The 24756-nt window shown below is 71.0% G+C and carries 19 protein-coding genes; 4 read left to right on the plus strand and 15 right to left on the minus strand.

Translation table 11 applies throughout. The features are described from left to right. Positions 1–39 precede the first annotated feature (39 nt). The 3 genes from EDC02_RS12155 to EDC02_RS12165 are packed head-to-tail and all read right to left on the minus strand — an operon-like array spanning position 40 to position 4600. A complete protein-coding gene (locus tag EDC02_RS12155; protein ID WP_123602034.1) occupies positions 40–2013 on the minus strand; it encodes a GMC family oxidoreductase in 1974 nt (657 codons plus the stop codon). Continuing rightward, positions 2010–3098: an ABC transporter permease gene (locus tag EDC02_RS12160; protein WP_123602035.1), complete on the minus strand. Its 1089-nt coding sequence runs from the start codon at positions 3096–3098 to the stop codon at positions 2010–2012. The genes EDC02_RS12155 and EDC02_RS12160 overlap by 4 nt, the downstream gene beginning before the upstream one ends. After that, positions 3095–4600 carry a sugar ABC transporter ATP-binding protein gene (locus tag EDC02_RS12165; protein ID WP_199757603.1) on the minus strand — a complete coding sequence of 502 codons (1506 nt, stop codon included), beginning with the start codon at positions 4598–4600 and terminating at the stop codon, positions 3095–3097. The genes EDC02_RS12160 and EDC02_RS12165 overlap by 4 nt, the downstream gene beginning before the upstream one ends. A 237-nt stretch (positions 4601–4837) precedes the next feature. Here EDC02_RS12165 and EDC02_RS12170 point away from each other — a divergent pair, with 237 nt between their 5' ends. After that, a complete protein-coding gene (locus EDC02_RS12170) occupies positions 4838–5650 on the plus strand; it encodes an alpha/beta fold hydrolase (protein WP_199757604.1) in 813 nt (270 codons plus the stop codon). Further along, the gene (locus tag EDC02_RS12175; RefSeq protein WP_158632168.1) at positions 5647–7578 is read left to right on the plus strand and encodes a GMC family oxidoreductase N-terminal domain-containing protein; all 1932 of its coding nucleotides are present in this window, start codon (positions 5647–5649) and stop codon (positions 7576–7578) included. Before EDC02_RS12170 ends, EDC02_RS12175 begins: the two co-directional genes overlap by 4 nt. On the opposite strand, the gene EDC02_RS12180 is transcribed toward EDC02_RS12175, so the two are convergent. The 7 genes from EDC02_RS12180 to EDC02_RS12210 form a co-directional block, all read right to left on the minus strand. Then, on the minus strand, positions 7566–8372 hold the full coding sequence (locus EDC02_RS12180; protein ID WP_123602038.1) for an IclR family transcriptional regulator: 807 nt from the start codon (positions 8370–8372) through the stop codon (positions 7566–7568). The two genes, EDC02_RS12175 and EDC02_RS12180, sit on opposite strands and share 13 nt — an antisense overlap. A 78-nt stretch (positions 8373–8450) precedes the next feature. Beyond that, positions 8451–9380, minus strand: a complete 930-nt coding sequence (locus EDC02_RS12185; RefSeq protein ID WP_123602039.1) for a zinc-binding dehydrogenase — start codon at positions 9378–9380, stop codon at positions 8451–8453. After that, positions 9380–10249 carry an alpha/beta fold hydrolase gene (locus tag EDC02_RS12190; RefSeq protein WP_123602040.1) on the minus strand — a complete coding sequence of 290 codons (870 nt, stop codon included), beginning with the start codon at positions 10247–10249 and terminating at the stop codon, positions 9380–9382. The genes EDC02_RS12185 and EDC02_RS12190 overlap by 1 nt, the downstream gene beginning before the upstream one ends. Before the next feature lie 113 nt (positions 10250–10362). Further along, complete coding sequence (locus EDC02_RS12195; RefSeq protein ID WP_123602041.1) at positions 10363–11226, minus strand: alpha/beta fold hydrolase; 864 nt, start codon at positions 11224–11226, stop codon at positions 10363–10365. Then, a complete protein-coding gene (locus EDC02_RS12200) occupies positions 11223–12500 on the minus strand; it encodes a M20 family metallopeptidase (protein ID WP_123602042.1) in 1278 nt (425 codons plus the stop codon). The genes EDC02_RS12195 and EDC02_RS12200 overlap by 4 nt, the downstream gene beginning before the upstream one ends. After that, a complete protein-coding gene (locus EDC02_RS12205) occupies positions 12497–13429 on the minus strand; it encodes a catechol 1,2-dioxygenase (RefSeq protein WP_123602043.1) in 933 nt (310 codons plus the stop codon). The genes EDC02_RS12200 and EDC02_RS12205 overlap by 4 nt, the downstream gene beginning before the upstream one ends. Further along, a complete protein-coding gene (locus EDC02_RS12210; protein WP_123602044.1) occupies positions 13429–14667 on the minus strand; it encodes a Rieske 2Fe-2S domain-containing protein in 1239 nt (412 codons plus the stop codon). The genes EDC02_RS12205 and EDC02_RS12210 overlap by 1 nt, the downstream gene beginning before the upstream one ends. A gap of 158 nt (positions 14668–14825) precedes the next feature. On the opposite strand from EDC02_RS12210, the gene EDC02_RS12215 reads away from it, so the two are divergent. Then, positions 14826–15785 (plus strand): NAD(P)/FAD-dependent oxidoreductase, encoded by a 960-nt coding sequence (locus EDC02_RS12215; protein WP_123602045.1) that lies wholly within the window; start codon positions 14826–14828, stop codon positions 15783–15785. A gap of 18 nt (positions 15786–15803) precedes the next feature. Beyond that, positions 15804–16139 carry a ferredoxin family protein gene (locus EDC02_RS12220; RefSeq protein ID WP_123602046.1) on the plus strand — a complete coding sequence of 112 codons (336 nt, stop codon included), beginning with the start codon at positions 15804–15806 and terminating at the stop codon, positions 16137–16139. On the opposite strand, the gene EDC02_RS12225 is transcribed toward EDC02_RS12220, so the two are convergent. From EDC02_RS12225 to EDC02_RS12245, 5 genes are all read right to left on the minus strand, one after another. Next, entirely contained in the window at positions 16126–16878 is a 753-nt protein-coding gene (locus EDC02_RS12225) for an enoyl-CoA hydratase/isomerase family protein (RefSeq protein WP_199757605.1), read from the minus strand. The two genes, EDC02_RS12220 and EDC02_RS12225, sit on opposite strands and share 14 nt — an antisense overlap. Before the next feature lie 11 nt (positions 16879–16889). After that, the gene (locus tag EDC02_RS12230; RefSeq protein ID WP_123602048.1) at positions 16890–19055 is read right to left on the minus strand and encodes a CoA transferase; all 2166 of its coding nucleotides are present in this window, start codon (positions 19053–19055) and stop codon (positions 16890–16892) included. Continuing rightward, complete coding sequence (locus EDC02_RS12235) at positions 19037–20581, minus strand: AMP-binding protein (protein ID WP_158632169.1); 1545 nt, start codon at positions 20579–20581, stop codon at positions 19037–19039. Before EDC02_RS12235 ends, EDC02_RS12230 begins: the two co-directional genes overlap by 19 nt. After that, positions 20578–22032, minus strand: coding sequence for an aldehyde dehydrogenase (locus tag EDC02_RS12240; RefSeq protein ID WP_123602050.1), 1455 nt, complete (start codon positions 22030–22032; stop codon positions 20578–20580). The genes EDC02_RS12235 and EDC02_RS12240 overlap by 4 nt, the downstream gene beginning before the upstream one ends. A gap of 106 nt (positions 22033–22138) precedes the next feature. Continuing rightward, positions 22139–24712 (minus strand): N,N-dimethylformamidase beta subunit family domain-containing protein, encoded by a 2574-nt coding sequence (locus EDC02_RS12245; RefSeq protein WP_123602051.1) that lies wholly within the window; start codon positions 24710–24712, stop codon positions 22139–22141. Between the last annotated feature and the right edge of the window lie 44 nt (positions 24713–24756).

The raw sequence follows: 24756 nt of genomic DNA on the forward strand, positions 1-24756 counted from the left end.
GGGTGCAGATCGCCGTGCTGCCGGATCGGCCCGGCACCATCAGCGCGGTGAGGCAAAGTCGGTGGTGACTGGTCGGCCGGTCAAGGTCGGCGTCATGGACCGGACCAGGGCGGACGCGGTCCGCTCGGCCAGCGCCATGACAGTGATCATCGGATTGACGCCGGGCGCGGTCGGCAGCGCGGATGCGTCACCGATCCAGACCCCAGCGGTGTCGTGCAACTGGCCCCAGCCGTCGGCCACCGAGGTGGCCGGGTCGGCACCGAGCCGGCAGGAGCCCATCTGGTGGGCCGAGAAAGCGGTGTGGTCGCCGATCGGCGAGTCGGCCAGCCGGCTCAGATACGCCTCGAAGTCCTCGCCGCGTCGCCAACGCTTGTCACTCCAATGGAAGGTGAAGATCTCGATGGCCCCGGCCGCACGGTGCATGCGGGCCAGTTCGGTATGCGCGCGGACGGCGATCTCGTGGTCGACCGGGTCGTCGAGGTTCCAGTGCACCGCCGCCCGGCCGTCGGCGTCCAGGTACACCTGCCCGCTGCCGTGGTCGTGCGACACGCCGTGCCAGGTGGCGTAGTAAGGCAGGTTCCGTAACTGGTCGCGGGTGGTCCGGCCGTCCACGAACGGCGACTGGCCGGCCCATGTGCCGGGGTTGAGGGCCAGGCTCTCCACCAGGAACCCGCCGCCCCTCACGACCTGGGTCAGGTCGAAGCTGACCGCCGACTGGATCTGGCCGTGCCAGGCCTGGATCGGCTCCTCGTACCGGCCGGTGACGATCCACGCGGGGTGCAGGGTCAGGTGACGGCCGACGGCGGGGCCGCCGATGCCCGAGCGCAGCAGCACCGCAGGCGACTCGATGCCACCGGCGGCCAGCACGACGGTCCGAGCGCCGACGGTGAGCGCGCACGGTCCGGTATCGGTGGCGGCGGTCGCCTCGACGCCGGTGGCCCGCCCGCCCGCGGTGGTGATCCGGTCGACGTGGGCACCGGTGACGATGCGGGCGCCGGCGTCCACCGCGTCCCGCAGGTACGTGTGCAGCGTCGACCGCTTGCTGCCCTGCTGGCACCCGGCGTTGCAGTAGCCGCAGAGCCCGGAGTCGTCGTCCGGTGCCGCGTTGCGGGGCAGCCGCTCGTGACGGTAACCCAGCGATGCCAGCCCGGTGATCATCGCCCGGGTGTTGGCGTTGTACGTGGTGGCGTCAGTGTTCACCCCGATCCGGTCCCAGACCAGGTCGGTGAACCTGTCGAAGTCCGGCCCGTCCAGGCCGGTGAGCCCCTGTTCGGTCCACAACTCCCGGATGTGCTGCGGGGTACGCAGACAGACCATCGAGTTGATCACTGTGCCGCCGCCAAGGGTGGCCCCGGCCAGCAGACCCATCTGCCCGGACGTCGACCACATCGAGCCGCCGCGCAGGAACATTGCCGCGCCGAGCGAGTCGATCTGCCGGAAGTCGGCCTCGTTGCGGTATTGCGCGGCCTCGAGCACCAGCACGGAGAGCCCGGCCTGGGCGGCCCGCGCGGCGACGATCGAGCCGCCCGCCCCGGACCCGATCACCACGACATCCGCGTCCAGGCTCGCCGTGCCGGCCGGCAGCGGCAGCACGGGCAGTGTTTTCGGGGTGTTCGGCGGCGCGCTGCCCGGGCCCGGGTAGCCCAGCGCCGGCCAGGTCGGGTTGACGCCGCTGTCGTCGACCGCACCGACGAAGGTCGCCAGGGTCATCGCCTTGAGCTGGCGCACGGCCAACCGCAGCCGCATCGACTCGTCCGCCACCGCCCGCAGTGTGGCGGTGCGAGTCTCGAGCGACGCTTGCGCGAACGCCGGCCCGAGTCTGGTCACCAGGTCGGCGACCGCACCGCGGGTGAGCGCGTCGAGCGAACCCACCGCAGTGGCGACAGCCGCGTCGATGCCGCGAGCCGCCGCACCGTCACGGTAGTAGGTGACCGTGGCCTCGTCGGCGCCGTCGGGGGCAGTCAGCGACGGCGCGAACGTGTCGCACACGGCGCGGACGATCTCGGTGGTCATGCGGTCTCCGTCTCTCGCGCTGTGGCCGGCTTCCTGGTCCGGTTGAACCTGAGCCAGCCGCGGTCGCGGGCGACGCCGAGCGTCACCGCGAGGATGAGCACCACGCCGTTGACCGTGCCCCGCCAGAAGGTGGACACGTCGCTGAGCGTCAGCCCGTTCTGGATCACGCCGAGAAACAGCACGCCCAGCACCGTGCCGCCAACCCCGCCCTCACCGCCGGTGTACGAGGTGCCGCCGATCAGCACCGCGGCCACGACCGTGAGCAGCAGGGTCGAGTCGACGCCGGGACCGGCGCCGGTGAGCCGGCCGACCTGGATCAGGCTGGCGACCGCCGCGGCCAGGCCGGCGATCAGGAACACGCTGAGGGTGGTCCGGGCGACGTTGACACCGTTGAGCCGGGCCGCTTCCCGGTTCGAACCGAGGGCGTACACGCTGCGCCCGAATGTGGTGTAGCGCAACGCCAGCGCGGCGACGACCACCAGCACCACGTCGAAGATCAACAGGTACGGAACTCCGCCCACGCCGCCGTTGGTGATCTTGTAGATCGGTTGGAAACCGGGCATCGAGAACACGTTGATCGTCCTGCCCTGGGTCATCACCAGCGCCGCGCTCGCGAAGATCGAGAGCGTGCCGAGGGTGACGACCAAGAACGAGACCTTCACGTACGCGATGAGCACCCCGTTGATCACGCCCAGCAACAGGCCCACGAGCAACGCCCCGGCGACCGCGGTCAGGGCACCCTGGCCGTGCTGCAGCAGCAGGCCGTACGTCATGCCGGTGACCGCCGCCGCCGAGGCGGTGGAGAGGTCGAGCGCGCCCGAGATGATCACGAAGGTCGCGCCCACCGCCAGCACCAGGATGACGCTGTTGCTGGCCACGATATTCGTGATGTTTCCCCAGGTGGGAAAGATTGGCTGGGTGATGCTCAGGTAGAGGCAGAGCAGGATCAGGCCGGCCAGCACGCCGGTGCTCCGGGCGGAGGCCCGCCACAGACTCGTCAGCCGGCCGGTGGCGCCCGCCGGCCGGTGGGCCGGCGCCGGCGCGGTCACCGGCTCGTCCGGACGGGTCGTGGTGTCATGGCTCATGCCGCTTCTCCGGATTCGTCGCCGTGGAGGTGGCCACTGACCGCGATCGCGTTCAGCGCCTGTTCCGTGAGGTCGTCGCCGTCGACCTCGCCGTGCACCCGGCCCTGGAAACAGACCAGCACCCGGTCGGCCAGGCCGATCAACTCGGGCAGCTCGGAACTGACGATCACGAGAGCCGCTCCGCTCTCAGCCAGCCGCTGCAACAGGGCGTAGATCTGACTTTTCGAGCCGACGTCCACCCCGCGGGTCGGCTCGCTGAGCACATACACCGCACAGCCGAGCGCGAAGATGCGGCCCAGAACCACCTTCTGCTGGTTGCCGCCGGAAAGCTGGGTGACCAGCTTGGCCGGCGAGGACGTCCGCACGCCGTACTCGTCGATCGCCGCACGGACCCGGCGCCGCTCCGCCCGGCTGCGCACCACACCGAACCGGGACAGGGTCGGCAGCCAGGTCAGCGTCATGTTGTGGGCGACGCTGCGGGTCGGCAGCAGAGCGGCACGCTTGCGGTCGTCGGGAACCAGACCGATACCGGCCCGCAGCGAGCGGCGCGGATCGCCCAGCACGACCCGCTCACCGTTGACCCGGACCTGGCCGGTGGCCGCGATGGCCCCACCCAGCGCCATGGCGATCTCGGCCTTGCCGGAGCCGACCAGGCCGGCGATGCCGACGATCTCGCCGCTGCGCACCTGGAACGACGTCGGTGCCAGCGAGCCGTCGACCGAGGCCAGGTCCCGGACCTCAAGCACGACCTCGCCCGGAGTCGCCGTCCGGCTGCCGTAGTAGTCGTTGAGTTCGCGGCCGACCATCATGTGCACGAGCCGCGACTCCGGCGTCTCCGGCAGCGGCACACGGCCGACCATCCGGCCGTCCCGCAGCACCGCCGCGGCACCCGCCGCCGCGTACAGCTCCGGCATCCGGTGCGAGATCATCAGCACCGCGACGCCGCGCAGGGCCTGTTCCCGGACCAGTTCCAGCAGGCGCGCGGTGGCACTCTCGGAGAGCGAACTGGTCGCCTCGTCGAGGATGAGCAGCCGGGCCCGCGCGGAGATCGCACGGGCGATCTCGACCTCCTGCTGCAGTTCCACCGACAGATCGCCGACCCGCGCCCCCACGTCGACGTGCACGCTGAGCGCGTCCAACTCTTCCCGCGCCCTGGCGTGCACCGTGGGCCAGTCGACGATCCCGCCGCGTCGCGGCAGCCGCCCCAGGAAGACATTCTCGGCGACGGTCAGGTGCGGGGCCAGCGTCAGTTCCTGGCTGATCATCACGATGCCGAGTCGCAGCGCGGTGGCCGGGTTGGCGATGACCATGGGCTGGCCGTCGACCAGGACCGTCCCACCGTCCGGCTGCTCCACCCCACCAATGATCTTCGAGAGGGTCGACTTGCCGGAGCCGTTCTCCCCCGTCAGCGCCAACACCTCGCCCGGGCGGACGGTCAGGCTGACATCGTCGAGGGCCAGCACGCCGGGATAGCGCTTGGAAACGCCACGAACCTCAACCACAGGCGCCGCACCTTCGTTCATCCGCGTACCTCCCTGGGGCTGGGCCGGCGAGTTCATCCGCCGGCTACCGGATTGGCGTCACCCTGGCACCGGGAGGTTGCCGCAAGTAGCAACCCGGTCCGCTGAACGAACTGGTCACACCGGGTTCGGTGAACGGACCGTTCGACGGGCGTGACGGACGCCGAAGCGGTCAAGTGGTGGCAGCACGTGACCCGGACCACCCTGGGAGGACGCCCGATGACCCCTGTGCCGACCCGCGGCTATGCGGGCACGCCGCACGGCCAGATGCACTACGCCGAGCTGGGTGAGGGACCCGCAGTCCTGCTGTTGCACCAGACGCCCCGCTCCTACGACGAGTTCCGCGAGGTGCAACCGCTGCTCGCCGGCGGCCATCGGGTGATCGCGATGGACATGCGTGGCTTCGGGTTGAGCGCACCGCTACCCGCGCCACAGACCATCGAGGCCATCGCCGAGGGCGCGTTCGCACTGCTCGACGCGCTCGGCGAGAACCAGGCGGTGGTACTCGGGCACCACACCGGGGGCGCGGTCGCCATCGAGATGGCCGCCTCCGCGCCGGACCGGGTGCCCGCGCTCGTGCTGTCCTCGGCGCCCTGGACCGACGCGGCATACCGCGAGGCCCACGCGGGCGGACCCGGCGTGGACGAGGCCGAGACCGCCGTCGACGGCACACATCTGACCACGCTGTGGGCGCTCCGCCAGCCGTACTACCCCGCCGACCGGCCCGACCTGCTCGACCGGTTCATCCGCGACGCGCTCGCCCCCGGTGTCGACCCGGCCGAGGGACACCTCGCCTGTTCCCGGTACGTGATGGAGGACCGGATCGGCAGGATCGAGGCGCCGACGCTGCTCCTCGGCGCCTCCGACGACCCCTTCGCGCTGCCCGACGTGGAACGGCTGCGCGCCAAGCTCACCGGTGCCGCGCGCGTCGAGGTCGCGGTCGTCGACGGCGGGACCATCCCGCTGATGGAACAGAAGGCACCCGAGGTGGCCGAGATCGTGCTCGCGTTTCTAAGAAGAGGTACGTGGTGAACACCTTCGACCCGGCGCTCGTGCGCGCCGTCTGCGACACCCTGCTCCCCCGCGTCGCGGCGAACGCCGCCGATTCGGCCGACGCTGCGACGCTGCTCGGCCTGAGCGCCTCGGACGCCGGCATCGACACGATCCTGTCGGCTGTGCTGCCCGGCTTCGCGCCACACGTCCGCGAGTCGGTGGCGGCGACACTGACCGCCCTGGGCGACGACTTCGTGAACGCCGGTGCGGCTGAGCGCACCGCAGCCTGGCGCGGCGTCCTGGCGAAGCAGGAGACCTACCCGGGCGCGATCATCCTGCAGAGCACCGCGCTGGCGATGTTCTACACCGCGCCGGACGCCGAGGCGAAGAACCCGACCTGGCCGGCGATCGGCTATCCCGGCCCGCTGCTGCCGGTGCCGACCGAGGCTGAGTTTCCGAGGACCCTCCGTACGATCGGAGCGGACGACGACCTCAGCGCCGACGCGATAGTGGTCGGTTCGGGCGCGGGCGGCGGGGTGGCGGCGGCCCGGCTCAGCGCGGCCGGGCTGCGCGTCCTGGTGCTGGAGAAGGGCTCGTACCGCAACGAGCCGGACCTGCCGCAGCTCGAGGCGCTGGCCTTCCCCAACCTCTACCTGGGTGGCGGCTTCCTCTGGTCGACCAGCGCCTCGGTGGGACTACTGGCCGGCTCCACCGTCGGCGGCGGCACCACGGTCAACTCGATGGCCTGCCTACCCACCCCGGGCTACGTCGTCGACGAGTGGCGGGCATACGGGATGACCGGTCTCGACGCCTACGACGAGCACGTACGCGCGGTGCTGGAGCGGATCAACGCCACCCCGGCCAACACCGTGCACAACCGGGTCAACCAGATCCTCATCCGTGGGTTCGAGGCGGCCGGACTGGCGTACGCCACGCTGGCCCGCAACGCACGCGACAACGACGACCGCTACTGCGGCGAGTGCAACGCGGGCTGCCTGACCGGATGCAAGCAGTCGACGATGAAGACGTTCCTGCAGGACGCCAGCGACACCGGCACCCGTCTGCTGCCGGACTGCGACGTGCGGGAGATCCTCACCTCCGACGGCCGCGCGGTCGGTGTACGCGCGGTGGTGGCCGGCCGGGAGATCGTGGCGCACGCCCCAATCGTGGTGGTCGCGGCCGGTGCCCTGGCCACTCCGACCCTGCTGCTCGCCTCGGCGATTGGCGGCCCGGCGGTCGGCCACAACCTGCACGTGCACCCGTCGTACTTCATGAGTGGCGTCTTCGACGAGGACGTGCGGGGCTGGGCCGGACAGATCCTGACCAGCGTCAGCCACGAGTTCGACCACGTCGAGGGCGACCACGGCTTCGTGGTCGAGGCGGCACCGATGGGCCTGGGCTTCTGGACCGCGCTGACCCCGTGGCACGACGGTGCCTCGCACAAGCGGGAGCAGTTGCGGCTGCGGCACGTGTCCGGGGTGTGGGGCTTCACCCGCGACCACGGCTCAGGCCGGGTCGAGCTGGGCCCAGACGGCATGCCGTTGATCCACTGGGAGCTGGCCGACGAGGTCGACCTGGCGATCGTCCGGCGCTGCCACATCGAGCTGGCCCGGCTGCTGCGCGCGGCGGGCGCCCGGGAGATCTTCACGTTCCTGCCCGGCGATCCGCGCTGGCGCGAAGGCGAGGACTTCGACGCGTTCCTCGGTGTGCTCGGCGCACTTGACGGTCCGGAGGTGTTGACCCTGTCGGCACACCAGTCGGGCACCTGCCCGACCGGCACCGATCCGGCCACGTCGGTGGTCGACGGGCGGGGGCAGTTGCACGACGTCCGCGGCGTCTACGTGGCCGACGCGGCGGCGCTGCCGACTGCGCCCGGGGTGAACCCGATGGTGTCGATCGAGGCGTACGCGGCGAGGACCGCCGGGCACATCATCGAGGACTGGACGGCGGGCACTCAGATCTGCTGAGCGCTCAGCAGTTTGGTGATCCGGCGGCCCACCAGGCTCAGCAGGCCGGCGAACCGGTCCGGTTTGGCCCGCACCGTCGGCGCGGTCACCGCCAAGGCCGCGACGGTGGTGCCGGTGGCACCGGCCAGCGGGATGGCCACGCTCATGTAACCCAGCCGGGCCTGCTCGAACTCGGCCGCGTAACCCAGCTCGCGGGCGCGTCGCAGTTCGCCGGCGAGCAGGCCCGGCGCCACCGTGGTGCGCGGCGTGACCCGCGCCAGCGGCGCCGCCATCACCTCCTCGAGCAGGGCGCGCGGGCCGAACGCCAGTAGCGCCTTGCCGGTGGCGGTGCAGTGCAGCGGCATCCGGCCGGCGACCCGCGAGGGGCTGCTGATCCGACTGTTCTGACCGCTCACCTTGTCCAGGTAGAGCACCTCGAGACCGTCCACCACGGCCAGGTGGACGGTCTCGTTGGTCGCCTGCACCAGATCGACCATCAGCGGCCGGGCCAGGTCACGCAGGATCCGCTGACGCGGCACCCGCTGCCCGATCTCGAACAGCCGCATGCCGAGCCGGTACTCCCCGTTGCTGCGCTCCAACAGTCCCCAGTGCACCAGCTCCTGGCTCAGCCGGTACACCGACGCCTTGGCCAGGCCGGTGCGCCGGGCCAGGCCGGAAAGGCTGAGCGTCTCGTCCTCGAAGCCGAAGGCCTCCAGGATCCGCTGCACCTTGCGCAGCACACTGTTGTTGTCCGGAGCGGCGGACTCGCTCTCGAACAGGAAACCGGTGGCCGTGGCGGTGGGTAGAGCCTCCATCACCCGAGGCTCGTTCAGCGCTGCCCGCCTATCAACAGATCGGTCCGGTCACCGGAACAGGTCCACCGACCGGACCGCTCAAAACCGCAGCACGGCCCGTCCGCGCACCCGGCCGGTGGCCATTCGCTCGAGCGCGTCGGCACCGTCCTCCGCCGGCACCGTCTCGGTCGTCACGCTCAGCTCGCCCGCGGCCAGCCGTCGGATCATCTCCGGGCCGAGTTCCCGGGCCCGCCGCTCATGCCGGATCATGTTGACCGGCAGCAGCGCCACGTCGGCGAGCAACCAGTTGGGCAAGTCGAGCGTGGTCTGCGTACCGGCCACGTAGCCGATCACCACGGCCCTGCCGCCGGACCGTACCCAACCGGTGCGCACGCTCAGATCGGTGCCGCCCAGCGTGTCGACCAGCAGGTCGAACGGGCGTTCCTCGGCCCAGCCAGCCGGGACATCGCCGAGCAGAACGCCGCCCGGCACGTCGGCGAGCTGCTCGGCGCGCCCGACCAGACCGGTGACCGTGGCACCGGCCAGCAGCGCCTGTTGCACCACACTGGCACCCACCGCACCGGCCGCACCGACCACGGCGACCTTCTCCCCCGGCTCGAGCCGGGCGATGTCCCGCAGCACGACGGCGGCGGTCGTGGTGGGAACGAAGAAGGTGGCCGCCACCTCTGCGGGCAGCCAGGGATCCAGCACGGTGACCGCCTTGCGTGACACACTGACCCGCTCCTGCCAGGTGCCGCCGCGCAGCAGTCCAAGGCCAGCCCCGCGCAGCATCACCTGAGTGCCCGACGGCAGGTCGTCCGACTCCAGCACCACACCGCTGCCCTCCACCCCGCCGGTGTACGGCAGCGTCGGCTTCATGCCGAAGCTCCCGGACGCCACCGTGAGATCGAGATGCGCCAGCGCGGCAGCCTCGATCTGGACCAGCACCTGGCCGTCGCCACGGACCGGTTCGTCGATGTCGTCGAGGACCGGAGGTGTGCCCCAGCCGTGGAACCGCAGCGCGCGCATCAGCCCGCCGCCTTTGCGAGGCCCGCCGCCTTTGCGAGGAACTCCAGGCTGAGCGGGTTGTAGCGGACCGCCTGCTCGTGCTGCGGCCAGTGCCCGGTGTCGTCGAACAGTTCCAGCTGCGACCCGGCGATCGCGGCGTGCATGGCCTGCGCCTCGGGCACGTCGCCGAACGGGTTCTTGCGCCCCCAGACGATCAGGGTGGGTTGGGTGATCCGGCCCATCTGCTCGGGCGTCAGCAGGTTGCGGAGCCGGATCTCCATCTTCTGCAACGAGAGCAGGTTGTCGATGTTCGCGACGAAGTCCGGCTCGTGGTAGATCCGGTGCCGCACCTCGACCAGTTCCTCGGTGGCGTTCGCCGGGTCGGCCATCAGCAGCCGCAGCCGCTTGCGGGTCAGCTCAACGTCGTCGGTGGCCACCGCCTGCCGGGTGCTGCTGTCGATCCGATGCATCACCTCGGGGTTGGCGACCGTGCCGCCGGCGCAGAGCAACTGGAGGCTCGCCACCCGCTCCGGATGTTCGACCGCGGCTCTGGCACCGACCCAACCACCGAGCGACTCCCCGATGATGTGCGCCCTGTCGATGCCCGTCGCGTCGAGGTAGGCGATCAGATGCTCGACGTAGCCGGGGATCTCGTACGGATGCGACGGTTTGCCGGTGTAACCGTGACCGACCATGTCGATCGCGTGCACCGCGTAATGCTCGGCGTGGCTGACGACGTTGCGGCTGAACGCCTCCAGGTGCCCGCTGGTGCCGTGCAGGAACACCACCGCGGGCCCGGCACCGGCGCGCAGTGTACGGGTGGCCACGCCACCGGCGTCCACATATGACAATGAGAGGGGCAGCGGCGAGAGGTCGGTCCAGATGGACATGGTTCTCCTAGGACTGGTTGATTCGGTGGACTTGGGTGTTGCTGCGGCGGGCCAGCCGACTCGCCAGCACCACGAGCAGGCCCACGCAGGTGAGCCCGAGCAGGATCTTCACGTCACTCGCCTTTCAGGTCGCGGTCGCGGCGGGCCGCGTCGGCCAGGAAGGCGGACACGGCGGCGTAGTAGCGCTCGGGCTGTTCCTCCTGCAGGTGGTGCGACACGTGGTCCATCACGTGCAGATTCCCCTGCGGAACCATCCGAGCGAGCATCATCGGGTAGTCCGGGGTGAGAAACGCGTCCTCGCGGCCCCAGATGAACAGCACGGGCGCCTGGATGAGGCCCAGTTCGGCGGTGAGGTCCTGCCAGTCGCCGCGCGGCGAGTCGGACATCGCGGCCAACTCCCGCTCCCCCGGGTCCAGGCTCTGCCGATAGCGCAGTTCGACGGTCTCCTCGGGGAGCCGGTCGCCGTCGTACCACTCCAGGCGGGTGATCAGCTGCCGCATCTTGTCCCGGGTCGGCCCCTCGCCGCCGTAGTAGGCGTCCCGCGCGGCACGGCCCCGGCGGCCGTTCTCCGGCAGCGGGGCCAGCGGGCCGTAGAAGACCGGCATGCTGCCGGTCACCACCAGCGAACGGACCCGCTCCGGATACCTGGCGGCGAGGTTGAGCGCGATCGTGCCGCCCCACGAGTTGCAGACGAAGTCGGCGCGCTCGACGCCGAGGGTGTCCAGCAGGCCGACCGTACGCTTCGCGTGGAAGTCCCACATCGGCCCGATGATGCGTACCTTGTCGGAGCGGCCGTACTGCAGGATGTCCGGGATCAGCACCCGCCGCTCGGCCGCGAACATCTCGGCCACTGGCCCGAAGTCGGACCAGCCAGTGCAGCCCGGACCGCCACCGTGCAGGAACACCGTGTCCAGCCCGGCACCCAGGTCGAGGTAGTGGTAGCCGTCGGCGTACCTGCCGTCGGGAGCGTGGCTCATCGGACCTCCTGAAGGTTGGCCACCGCGACACGGGCCAGCACTTCGCACAACCGGCGCATCTCGGTCACCTCGACGGTGTTCATGCCGAGCGCGAAGTCGATGCCGGGCAGCGGTGCCTTCGGCATGCCGACCCGCGCGGTGGGGATTCCCCTGGCGCGCAGAATGTTCGCGTCGGTGGCGCCGCTGTTCTCCGGCACCGGCACGTGCGGACGGCCGGCGGCGGCCTCCCACGCTCTGATCGTCTCGGTGATCACCCAGCTGTCCGGGTCGGTCGCCGAGGCGGGGATGTGGTTCACCAACTCGCAGTCGATCCGGACATCCAGTTCCCCGGCCACCTCGGCGAGAAAGGACTCGAGCTCCCGGCGTACCGCCAAGGGTTTCTGCCCCGGCGCGACCCGAAGGTCCAGACGCAGGCGGCAGACGGCGGGCGTGACCGCGAGCATTCGCTCCCAGCCGCCGGCGACCGCGCCGATGACACCCTGCGGGGCTGCGGTGCGGGTGCGGTGCCGGATCGGGAAGTCGGCCAACCACCGTTCCAGGCGGGTGGTCAGCTCGGCCGCGGTGACTATCGGATTGGCGTACGGCAACCGGTGCCGGCTACCGACGTACGTGTGGATGCCGTGCACGGTGATCTCGAACCAGCAGAGCCCGACCTCGTCGTGGGCGACGAAGTCCCCCGGCTTGGCGATGATCGCGTGATCGGTGTACCAGCCGCGTTCGAGCAGGAACGACACGCCGACGCCGTGGCCGGTGTTGGCCCGGCCCGGTCCGATCGCGTTGGTCGGCATGCCGCCGGCACCGAACGCCAGCACCAGATCCCCGGCGGACACGGTGCCGGTGGCGGCCAGCGCCTCGGCGTACGCCTGCCCGGTGACCAGCACGCACGCCGCGTGCCCCTTGGGATTGCCCGCGCCGAGCCCCTGGACGAGGTCGCCGTGCACGAACCCCTCAGGCCGCATGTCCGGCCGCAGCTCCGGCCCGATCCACGGCACGTCCTCGTCCGCCTCACCGGTGGTGAGCGTGTCGATCGGCGCGTACAGCATGAGGTCCGGACCGGTCCGGTTGCCCCGCACCCGGCCTGCCGCGTTGGCCTGTTCGACGTCGATCGGCTGCACCACCGCGTCGATGCCCGCAGCTCGCATCTGCCCGGCCAACCAGCCGGCCAGCGGAGCCTCCCGCCCGGTGGGGCTGGGGATCGAGGTGACCGCCACGGCCGCCGACCGCAGCCGATCGGGGGTGATCCGACGCAGCATCTCGGCGAGCAGGTCAGTCATGGGCGGATCACCGCGACGCCCATTCCGGTCAGCCACTCCGGCATCGCGCTGTACGCCAGCGTCCGGCCGGGCGCGAAACCGAGGGCCGCGGCCATCGTCAGCCAGGTGCGTACCTCCTGGCCGCCGTTGCCGGCCGCCGCGGCGACCTGCGCGGTGCTCCAGTTCTCGTAGTGCCGTAGTTCGCCACGATCGAGCCGGCCGAGGAACTCCTCGTCGAACTCCGGGAACAGGGTAGGCCGCGCGGCCACGATGATCTCCCGGCGTCGCTTGTCGTACTTCTCCCACTCGCCCCGGCCGTTGCGCCACGCCTCGACGAGAAACTCCTCGTCGTCGTTCTCCGGATCCTGCCACCGGCTCGGCCAGGGCAGTTGGTGCGACAGACCGCCGGAGGCGATCACCACGACCCGCGCGTCGCCCGGCACGGCGGCGACCGCGCGGGCGATGCCCGCACCCAGCTCGACGCAGCGGCGGACCCGTGGCAGCGGCGCGGCGAACACGTTGATCACCAGCGGCACGATGGGCACGTCGATGTCGCGCAGCAGATACTGCACCGCGTGGCTCTGCCCGTGGTCGATCTGCATCCTGACCGAGATCGCCACCTCGGTGCCGTGCTCGACCAGGTCCTCGGCGATCGCCTGGGCGAACGTCGGGTCGGTGCGCTGCGGCCCCTTCGGGGTGCCGGACTCACCGGCCGCCTCCACGACGTCCACCCCGAGCGTGAACGACGGGATCAGGTCGAGCCAGAAGCCCCGGAAATGGTTGGACCCGATGACGATCGCGACGTCCGGGCGCGCCTGTGCGATCTGGTCCCGGGCCTCGCCCAGGGCGGCCCGGAACCGTTCGGCGCGGTCCACCCCGGCGACCCTGTCCCAGTGGGTGTTCATCAGCGTCGAGTGCGACGCCCCGACGCCGAGTACGACGCGCGCCATCAGCGCGTCACCTCAGGCTGCCCGTCCTCGGGCGTGAGGCCCTGCTCCTTCAGCCGGGCGGCGCGTTCCTCGGAGACATCCTCGGCGAGCTTGCGCCACTGCAGCAACGACTCGTCCGGGCGGTAGAGCCGCTCCGGCGGGGCGTCGGTCACCTCGACCATCCACTTGTCCTGACCGGAGAACTGGCCGTGGAACAGCCATCGGATCGCGCCCAGGTACTTCGCGTAGAACGGCAGCGTGGCCACGCCGTTGCCGAAGTTGACCATCATGCCGACATACAGGTGGTGGTCGGCGTCGACCGGGACGTAGAACTCGTAGTGGATGAACGTGGGGTACACGATGCGCAGCACGCCCGGCATCGAGATGGACGCGAAGCCGGGGAATTCCTGGGCCGCGATCACCTCGTTGATCTTCGCGGCCCCGCCGGTGTTGCCGATGTTGCTGTTGCCCCGGCCGGGCTCGGCCGACGCCGGGTTGAGCTTGTACCAGGCCTTGCCGGTCCAGGTGCCGAGGCCGGGGAAGTCGGCTTCCCAGTACTGGTGGTCCTGCACCCGGTAGATCCACCGGCCGCGCCGGACGATCCGGGTGTCGTTGTAGACCGGCATCGCCTTGAACAGCCGCCACAGCGCGGTGCGGTGCAGATACTTGGCGTGTCCCTCGTCGTAACCGTTCTCGGCCGCGAACCGCCAGTTGCCTTCGCGCGACTGGATGCGGACGCCGACCACGCCCGCGTTGGACACCAACTCCTCGGGCAACTGCTCGTCGATCGGCTGGGCTTCCTCGCCGTCACCGACGAACAGCCAGACCAGGCCGAGGCGTTCCGCGGTCTCGAAGGTGGGTTGGGTGACCTTGCCGCAGATCGGCGAGGCCGGCCCGTCGGTGATGGCCGCGGCCAGGTCGCCGGTCTGCAGATCGAAGGTCCAGCCGTGGTAGACGCAGCTGACCGTGCCGGGGAACTGCTGGTTGCCGTAGCTGAGCGGGACCCCTCGGTGCGGGCAGCGGTCCTTCAGCGCGTAGACGGTGCCGCTGTCGCGCATCAGCATGATCCGTTCACCGAGCAGCGTGATGCCGGTCGGTTTGCCGGTGATCTGCGAGGAGAACGCCACCGGGTACCAGTAGCCGCGGAAGCCGGCGGCGGCAGCCTGGTAGTGCGGCCAGCTCGACCAGTCCTGCCGGCCGGGAAGCCGCCCGCGCCGGTTGCGCCACGCCGGCGGCCTACGTGTGGGTTCTGCGACCATCGGTCCTCCCTCGTCGATGACGCGAGCACACCATCACCGGGCGGCCGGTCCCAGCAGGCGAGTTCGTCCACCGAACCGCGTTCCGTTCAGCGGTCCACGGTCCGTCCAGCGGTCCACGACCGTCGCTCCCAGGGATCGCGAGTTCCTACCGTTCCGGCATGACCATCCACGCCGACCTGGCCATCGTTGGGGCCGGTCCGACCGGCCTGTACGGCGCCTTCTGCGCCGGATTCCGCGGTCTGAGCACCGTGCTGATCGACGCGTTGCCACAGGTCGGCGGGCAGATCGCGGCGCTGTATCCGGAAAAGGTGGTACGCGACGTGGCCGGGCTACCCGGCCTCACCGGCCGGCACCTGGTCGACGGGCTCGCCGTGCAGGCGGACGCGTTCGATACCCGGTACCTGCTGGAACGGCAGGCGGTCGGGTTGGCGTACGAGGCCGGGCGTCCGCAGCTGACCCTGTCGGACGGCACCGTGGTGGACACCGGCGCGGTGGTGCTCACTGCGGGCATCGGGTCGTTCACCCCGCGGGCTCTGCCGGCCGGTGAGGCGTTCCTCGGCCGCGGCCTTTCGTATTTCGTGCCCGACCTGAGCGCACACACCGGCCGGGACGTGATCATCGTCGGCGGCGGGGACAGCGCCATCGACTGGGCCAACGCCCTGGTGCCCCTGGCCCGCAGCGTGACGGTGGTGCACCGCCGCGCCCGGTTCCGGGCGCACGCGGCGAGCGTGGTCGAGGCCGAGCGGGCCGGCGTCGCGTTCCGGATCAACTGCGAGGTCTCCGAGTTGCTCGGCGGCGACTGGGTGGAGCAGGTCCGGCTCGGCGGGACCGAGGTGCTCCCCGCGACCAGCGTGATCGCCGCGCTCGGCTTCGTCTCCGACCTCGGCCCGCTCGCCGCCTGGGGGCTCGATCTCTCCGGGCGCACCATCCGGGTGGACCAGCGCATGCACACCAGCCTCACCTCGGTGTACGCGGCCGGCGACGTCACCGACTACCCGGGCAAGGTCCGGCTGATGTCGGTCGGCTTCGGCGAGGTCGCCACCGCGGTGAACAACGCCGCCGTCGAGCTCGACCCCGAGGCGTCGCTGTTCCCGGGTCACTCCACCGACCCCGCCTAGAACCCAAGGAGCACTGCCGTGCCGTACGTGATCGGTAAAGACTGCGTCGATGTCAACGACCGCGCCTGCATGGATATGTGCCCGGTCGACTGCATCTACGTCGGCGACCGGAAGAGCTACATCAACGCGGCCGAGTGCATCGACTGCGGCGCCTGCGAACCGGAGTGCCCGGTCGACGCGATCTTCGTAGACCGTTCGGCTCGTGGGAACGAGCTCAAGACGTTCTTCGTCGAGGACTCCCGGAACTTCTTTCAGATCACCCTGCCGGGCCGGAACGCCCCGATCGGTGCCCCCGGCGGTGCCGGCAAGGTCGGCGACATCGGCGTGGACACGCCGTACGTCAGCGACCTGTGAAGCGCGGCACGCGCTTGTCCAGGAAGGACTGAAGGCCCTCGGCCGCGTCCTCGGTGGCGATCACCTGCTGCACGGCCGCCCACTCGACATCCATGGCGGCGTCCAGGCCGAGCGGGGCACCGGCATCCATCGACCGCTTGAGCAGCCCGATCGCTGCCGTCGGACGCTCGGCCATGGTCCGCGCCCGGTCGGCCACCGCTGCCCCGAACTCGATGTCCGGGACGACCTCGTCGATCAGGCCGATCTGCAGCGCCTCGGCCGCGCTCAACCGCCGCCCCTCGATCATCATCAGCCTCGCCCGGTGCGTGCCGAGCAGCCGAGGCAGCCGCTGGCTGCCACCCGCGCCCGGAAACAGGCCGAGCTTCATCTCCGGGAAGCCGACCGATGCCGAAGCTGCGGCCATCCGCAGGTCGCAGGCCAGCGACAGCTCCGCGCCCCCGCCGAGCGCGTGCCCGTTGATCGCCGCGATCACCGGCTTCGGCGCGAGTTCGAGCAGGCGCTGCACCTCGATCCAACGACGCATCAGCACCTGGTTGTCCAGCGACAGGTCACGCATGACGCCGATGTCCGCGCCGGCAATGAAGTACCGCCCGGTCCCAGTGATCACGATGCAGCGCACCGTCGGGTCGTCGGCGAGACCCGGCAGCACCGTGAGGAACTCCTCGATCAGTGCCGGGTTCACCGCGTTCGCCGGTGGCCGGTCGATCACGACGGTTCCGATGCCATCGACGATTGCCACTGCCAGCATGTTCACTCCAGGACGGTCGGGCCGGCGGTCACGCCGCCGAGCAGTTCTTCGAGTACTTCTGCGGTGTGCTCACCCAGCAGCGGCGCTGGACGGTCGATTCGGGCCGGGGTACGCGACAGCCGCACCACGGTCCCCTCGTGCCGGACCTCGCCGGCGAGCGGATGACGCAGCACCGGGTAGAAGCCGCGTGCGGCAAGATGCCGATCGTGTTCGGTGAGGTCCTCGCCGGTCGCGACCACGGCCGCGGCGACACCCGCACGCTGCAACAGCTCGGCGGTTTCGGCCGCGTCCCGGGTACGGGTCCAGGTCCCGAGTGCGGCGTCCAAGTGGTCCTCATGCCGCTTGCGTTCGGTCAGGCGGAGCTCGGGATCCAAACCGACAAGATCCGCGAGGGTACGCCACTGAGCGTCGTCCAGGACGGCGATGGCGATCCACCGGTCCTCGCCGCACGCGGGATAGACGCCGTGCGGCGCCCGGTCCGCGTGACGGTTCGGCCGCTCCGCTGTGGCACCAATCTCCGGCGCGCCCAGCTGCTGTTCGAGCAGCGCCGGCCCCATCGCCGACGCCATCGCCTCCAGCTGCGACAGATCCACAAAGCCGCCCCGCCCTTCGGACCGCATCGCCACCACCGCGAGCACGGCCGCGTTGGCGGCCACCATGTCCCCCAACCCGAACGTGAGCCCCTGCGGGTCGCCGCCCGGATCGGCGGTCTCGTGGGTGAGCCCCGACATGGCCGCCAGGGTGTCGGCGAAGGTGACCGCGTTGCGCCACGGCCCGCTCTGCCCGACGCCGGACATCGACACCGCGACCAGCCCCGGGTTTATACGGGCCAGCGACGCGTGATCGAGCCCCCAGCGGGCCATCGTCCCCGGGCTGTAGTTGTCGATGATCACATCGCACTCGGCGGCGAGCCGCCGGACGATTTCCTGCCCCTCAACGAGGCGCATGTTGACCGCGATGCTGCGCTTGCCGCGGTTGAAGTTGAGGAAGTAGCCGCCGTCGTCGACACCGGCGTCCGGCCGCAGCCGCATCGAGGGCTGGAACCGCGTCGGGTCCTGTCGGTGCCGCGACTCCACCTTGATCACGTCAGCGCCGTGCTCGGCGAGTTGGCGCGTCGCGTACGGCCCGGCCAGCACCCAGGTCAGGTCGAGTACCCGCAGCCCGCTCAGCGGCTGCATCCGGTTCGCACCAACGCAGGGCCGGACCGCCGGGCTTGCCGGCAGCCTGACCGCGTAGCCCACGTCGGTGTAGCCGTCCACCTCGATGAAGAAGTCCCGGTCCCGCAGTTGCGGGTTGTCGGCCAGCCGGTCGGCGCGGCTCACCTCGGCCCACGGCAGCGCCCGCCGTCGGCCCTCCGCACCCAGCTCGGCAGCGGTACGTCGGGCAGCGAATCGGGCCACCACGGCGTCCACGTGCGGGCGGGAGTTCCACCGGAACACCGGCTCGGCGTACTTCTCGTCGGTCAGGTCCTCAGCCTCACCGGTCTCGGACATCCAGGCCAACAGGTCCGTCCACATCCGGTTGCTGCCCGAATAGCCACCACCGACGTGCCCGTCGGCGGCCCGGAAGACGCGGTGCGCCACGTGCGCGTAGATCCCGCCGCTTCGCCGCGGAAACGCCCCGGCGTGGATCCACGAGATCGCGCCGGTCTCCAGAGTCGCGGCCACGGCCTCCTGCGCCGACACCTCGATGAGCTGCCCGCCGCCGGCCAGCAGGCCCAGATACGCGCCGATCGCCGCGTGCACACCCGCGAGCTGCAGCGCTGACTCACGCGGCGGTGGTTTCGGTGGCCCGTCGGCGCGACCGCCCAGCCAGGTCATACCACCCGCAGAGGCGGCGATCAGGTCGTCGGCGAGCCAGTCCCGGCGCGGTCCGGTCAGCCCGAACGGCGTGACCACCACGTACACGAGATCCGGCCAGCGCGAGACGCCGTCCGGCGTAAGCCCGCGCAGCTTGTGCCGCGGCCCACTCTCCACCACGACGTCCACCTCGGCCGCCAACGAGTCGAGGTCGACGTCGGCCACTGTCCTGGTGCCCGCGTACCAGTGCAGCTCGTAGGCCCGGCTGCCGGGCGGACCGGCCGGGACGCGGACCACGTCGGCGCCGAGACCCATCAGGGCACGGATCGCCGCCGCGCCGAGTTCGTCGGTCAGGTCAAGAACTCGCACGAAAGTTCCTCTCCAGCGTTGCGTCTGAGGTGTTCGAGGTCGGTCGCCACCGACAGCACGGCCGGGGCTCGCAGGGCGGGCTTGCTGACCTTGCTGGAGGCGTTGCGCGGCAGTTCGTCAAGGACTGCGACGTAACGCGGCCAGGCATACCGGGGCAGCCGCTCGCGGCACCACGCGTGCACGTCCTGCGCGGTGACCCTGGGATCGGCCGGGACGACCGCGACCAGCAGGTCCTGCTCGGTGAACTCGGAATCGACCCCGACCGCCGCCGCCTCGCCGACGCCGGGCATCGCGGCGACGACCGCCTCGACGTCCCAGGCCGAGAGGTTCTCGCCGCGGCGACGCACCACGTCGTCGTGCCGGCCGCAGAAGGTCAACCGTCCGTCCGGGCCGAGCCGGCCGAGGTCGCCGGTGGCGATCCACTCCGGGACCGGGTCCGGCGCACCGCGGTAGCCGAGCGTACTGATGTGCGGGTGCCGCGCACGCACCGTGATCCTTCCGGTCGCACCGGAAGGCACAGACGCCCCCGTGGCGTCGCGCAGCTGAAGGTCGTACTCGGGCAGGGGGTGTCCGGCGGTGCCCGGCACCACGTCGCCGACCCGATTGGACGCGACATCGCCGAGTTCGGTGCAGGCGTACGCCTCGATCAGCTCCACCCCGAAGCGGTCCCGGAACCGCTCGGCCAGCCACTGTGGTGCCGGTCCGCCGTACGCCCGAGTCACTCGATGGTCCCGATCCTGCGGATCGACCGGCGCACGCAGCAGGATCGCCGCGACCGCGCCCATGAAGTTGAACGCGGTGACCTGCTGCTCCCGGCACAGCGTCCAGAACGCGGAGGCGGAGAAACGGGGCACCGCTAGTAGCCGCGCACCGCTGACCAGCGCCGCGAACAGCCCGGTGTGCCGGATGTTGACGTGGTTCCAGGGGAACGCGTTGTAGAGCACGTCGTCCGGGCCGTAGGCCATCGAGTCGCTGACCCGCCGCGCGTGCCGCACCCCGGCGAAGTGCGGCAGGATCACGCCTTTCGGCCGTCCGGTCGTGCCCGAGGTGCTCAACACCACCGCCGGATCCCCTGGGCCGGGCAGCCGGCGCAACGGCCCCGCCGGTAGCTCGTCGAGGTCACCGGGGCCGCCGCCGTCGTCCACGGTACGGATCACCGGGGCGACCCTGGCCAACCCGGGATCGGCGGCCAAGGCGGCGGTTCCCAGCACGGCCATCCGGGCCCCGGCGGCACGCCACGCGCCCGGCGGTGTCCCCTCGGCCAGCGGCACCTCCACCAGCCCGGCCCGCGCCACGCCGGCCAGCACGTGCACCAGCGTCGGTCCCGGGCGCAGACAGGTGACGACCGGATCGCCCGGGCGCAGACCGAGCCGCGCCGAGGCGAGCAGGCGAGCGATGCGTTCACTTTCCGCCGTCAGCGCGCCCGCGGGTACGTCCCGGTCCCCGAAGCGGGCCACGACCCGATCGGGTTCGCACCGGGCCAGGAGGTCGATCAGGGTTTCCGGCCGGTCCGCGACCCGGGTCATCGGGCCAGGTTGACCCATACGCCCTTGGTCTCGGTGAACTCGTCGAGCGCGAAGGTGCCCATCTCGCGGCCCCAGCCGGACAGACCGAACCCGCCCCAGGGTGCGCCCGGATCGATCAGCGGCAACTGGTTGACGAAGACCGTACCGGCGTGGATCCGCGCGGCGAGCCGGTGCGCGGCGGTCAGGTCGTGGGTCCAGAGCACCGCGGCCAAGCCGTAGTCGGTGTCGTTGGCTCGGGCCACGACCTCGTCCTCGTCCTCGTAGCTGAAGATCGACAGGACCGGTCCGAAGATCTCCTCCCGGGCGATCGTCATGTCGTCGCGGACACCGGCGAACACGGTCGGGCTGAAGAAGTAGCCGTCGTCCAGGCCCCGCCCGGTGGCCCGGGTGCCGCCGGTGACCAGCTGGGCGCCCTGGGCCACGCCGCCGTCGACGTAGCCGGTCACCCGGTCCAGCTGCTCCTGGGAGACCAGTGGGCCGAGCACGGTGTCCGGCTCGATACCGGGCCCGATCTTGAGGGTCTGCGCGGCGGCTGCGATCTTCTCGGTGAACTCCGCGGCCCGCTTGGCGTCGACGTAGAAGCGGGTGTAGGCCCCGCACGCCTGCCCGGTGTTGAACAGTGCGCCCTGGAGGTTGCCGGTGACCGCGGCGTCGATGTCGGCGTCGCGGGTGATGATGCTCGGTGCCTTCCCGCCCAGCTCCAGGCCGACCCGCTTGAGGTCGGCGGCGGCAGCGGCGGCGATCTGCTGACCGACCTCGGTCGAGCCGGTGAACGAGATCTTGGCGACGCCCCGGTGCGCGACCAGCGCCTTGCCCGCCTCGGGGCCGCCGGTCAGCACGTTGACCACACCGGCCGGGATCCCGGCCTCCAGGCATAGTCCGCCGAGCCGCAGCGTGCTCAGTGGTGTCTGCTCGGCCGGCTTCAGGACGACCGTGTTTCCGGTCGCCAGAGCGGGGGCGAGCTTCCACGCGGCGATCGCGAACGGGAAGTTCCACGGGGTGATCAGGCCGACTACGCCGAGCGGCTCGCGGCGGGTGTAGTGCAGGGTGTGCGGGACCGAGACCGACGACAACTTGCCCTCGATCTTGGTGGCCCAGCCCGCGTAGTACCGGAACACCTGGGCGGCCAGCACTACGTTGACGCCGCTGGACATCGCGATCGGCTGGCCCTGGTCGTGAGTCTCCAGCTCGGCCAGCTCGGCGGCGTCCCGCTCGATCAGGTCGGCGACCTTCCAGAGCAGCCGTCCGCGGGCGTCCGGGGTCAGGTCCCGCCACGCCGGGTCCTCGAACGCGGCCCGCGCGGCGGCGACCGCGGCATCCACGTCGGCGGCACTGGCCTCGGCGAAGCCGGCCAGCTCGGTTCCGGTCGCCGGGTCGTACGTCGTGCTGGTCCGCCCCGATGCCGCCGGAACCCACTCCCCGGCGATCAACAGTCGCTCCGCCTGCGTCACGGTGCCCTCCCACTTCCACGGGCACGTCCACCGTGCCGCCGCTCGATCGTCGGCCCGGCCCGGTACCCGGTCAAAGCATCTGGACCACCCACCGGACCGGTCCGGTTCACCCTCGGTTGAAGGGAAGCCGATCCTGGGTCAGGAAATGCTGAAGTACATTCCTGGTCACCCGCGAGACGTCGTTTCCGCCGCCGTCCACCAGCAGCGAGCCGGACCAGGCGATGCTGGCGGTGGAGAAGACCGCACCCTGGCGGGGTTTCGGCTCCAGCACCAGGTCCGCGCGGACCTTGTCGCTTGTCGTCCCGTCGTAGCAGCCGTCCGGCAGCGTCACCTCGATCGGATCGAGGCCGTACGAGCGGCTGAACCCGGTAGCGGTGGCGAGGATGACGGCGTCGTGCGAGGTGCCGAGGGCGGGATCGGCCCGGTCGATCTCGACTCCCGCCGCGCCGGCACCATTGACCATCGAGGCAAAGGCACCCAACTGCCCGCCGGGCAGCTCGGCCCCCTCGAAAACGAACGACCAGCGCGGATCCGCGACGTCGACGACGACGTCGTACGGGCGGTTGATGTCGAAGCCCTGGGACGCCATCCCGACGCCCACCAGCCGCTGCGGCGGGATCCCGCGGGTGCGCCACAGGCCGCCCAGTTCCCCGGTGGTCAGATGGTGCCACTCTCCGGGTTCGGGCTGCCACGCCCGGATCCCCGCAGTGCGCCGGATCTCGATGGTGTGCCCCTGCTCGGGATCGATGGAGGTCACCCAGTAGAAGCCGTTGCCGCCCAGGTACATCAACCGGCCCCCCTGGTCGAGGTAGGCGTGATAGGCGCGCAGCATCGCGGTCGTCGGGTACTCGGGGTGGCTGCCGGTCAGCACCACCCGGTAGGCCGAGAGCAGGTCGGCTCCGCCCTGGTGCACCTCCTCGTCGGTCACCACGTCGAACTCGTACCCCTGCTGGGTCAGCCAGGCAACGATGTGCAGGTCGGCGCTGAACTGGTGGGCCGAGGTGTCGCCGCCCGCGACGGCTGCCCAGCGGTGGTCGTGCCGCACGTTCGGCAGCGGCTTGCGGGACGACGCGAAGCAGACGCCGGTGCGGTCGGTGTGCACGTCGTAGAGGCTGCGTAACCCCGTGTTCAGGAGGTACGCGTCGTGCTTGTTGCCACCGAACTCGGGTACGTCCAGCACGCCGACGCCGGTGAGGTAGTCGCGGGCGCCCGGGTCGGCCATCACGTGTTCGCAGCTGTACGCGAGATAGCTGAACGTGGGCAGCACGAGGAGCAGGGGCGCGGTCGGACGGAGGGGTGTGACCGCGAACGGCAACGTGTCCTCGGTGCCGTCGGCCGCGACCACCGCGACGCCGTACACGCCGCTGGGCAGGTCCGCGGGCAGGGTCAGGGTCAGGTCGTCCTGCCAGCGGGCGTCGTCGAGGTCGTCGTCGTGGAAATGAATGGTGTCGTAGGCCTGCGGCGCCAGCCGGGGATCCATGTCGTCTCCCGCACCGGCGTGCCCCAGGCAGGCACGCAGCGGAAAGTTGTGGCTGCGCCCGGCGAACGACGCGCCGAGCCGGTTGCCGATCCGCCGGGGCGTGCTCGTCGGCCCGAAGTCCCACTCCGCCAGGCCGTCCAGCACCGGCGACTCGATTCGGCCGTTGAAGAAACCGGTGAACCAGTCGCCGTCCGGACGGGCCGCGAAGACCAGTCCGGCAGCGTCGACCCGTCCGACCTCGGCGCGCAGTTCGACATCCCGCAGCTGTGGCGACGAGATGACCACCCGGGCCGTTCCGTCCCCACCTATCGCCAGCGTCGCCCGATACCAGCGCTGGGGGTCGGCGGCTTCGCTGGACACGTCGTCGCCCAACACCCACCGGCCGTCCTCGGCCAGCGTGAGATCGATGACCGTCGCGCCGTCATGGGTGATGGCCACCAGGGTCTGCGGGTGTGGGCACGGCAGCAGCGTCGGCCTGGCCCAGAAGCTCAGGCTCAGGTCTTCGCCGTCGAGCGGGGACTGGTCGATCTCGACGCAGGAGCCGGCCCGGATCGGCTGGACCCGGCCGGTGAACGCCCGCCCATCCAGGGCGGAGGGAACGTCCCGAATGTCGACGCCCGGCCCCAACGGGTGCGGATCGCCGTTTACGATCCGCACCAATCGTGCCGTGAAGGTCTCAGCGGTGGTGCTGAACCGCGCGTGCACCGTCTGGCCCGGCCGGTAGCTGAGACGATCGCTGTATCCGATGATGTTCATAAGCCACCTTCCCGCCGTGGTCATGGTCGGAGAAACGTCGCGGTCTGGTGACCGGACCGGTCGGTCGACGAGCGTCTGACCCATCCGGGCGTATACCTCGGGGCGTCGGGTACGCGCCTGGAGGGCCGCCACCACCGCCCCGACGACGATGAGTACGTGCAGCCACGGCAGGCTGTTGATGACCGTGGACGTGGTGCCGGTGAGCGCCTCGTAGTCGACCAGCGCCAGGATGGTGGCGGTGCCGAGCGCCAGCGTGGCCAGGGCCGGTGCTCCGGTACGGACCCAGCCGAACTCGCCGCGCCACCATAAGAACACGAACACGGCCGCCGGCGTGACGGTGACCAGGCTGAGCAGGCCGACCGCGCCGAAGCCGGTCAGCGTCGAGGTGAGGGTGGTGAGCGGATCCAGCCCGGCCACCGCGAACGCGATGACGATCGCGGTCATGGCCACATAGCTGACCGACGCGGCAGCTTCGGCCGAAGCAACTG

The organism is Micromonospora sp. Llam0 (assembly GCF_003751085.1).
Taxonomy (GTDB): domain Bacteria; phylum Actinomycetota; class Actinomycetes; order Mycobacteriales; family Micromonosporaceae; genus Micromonospora_E.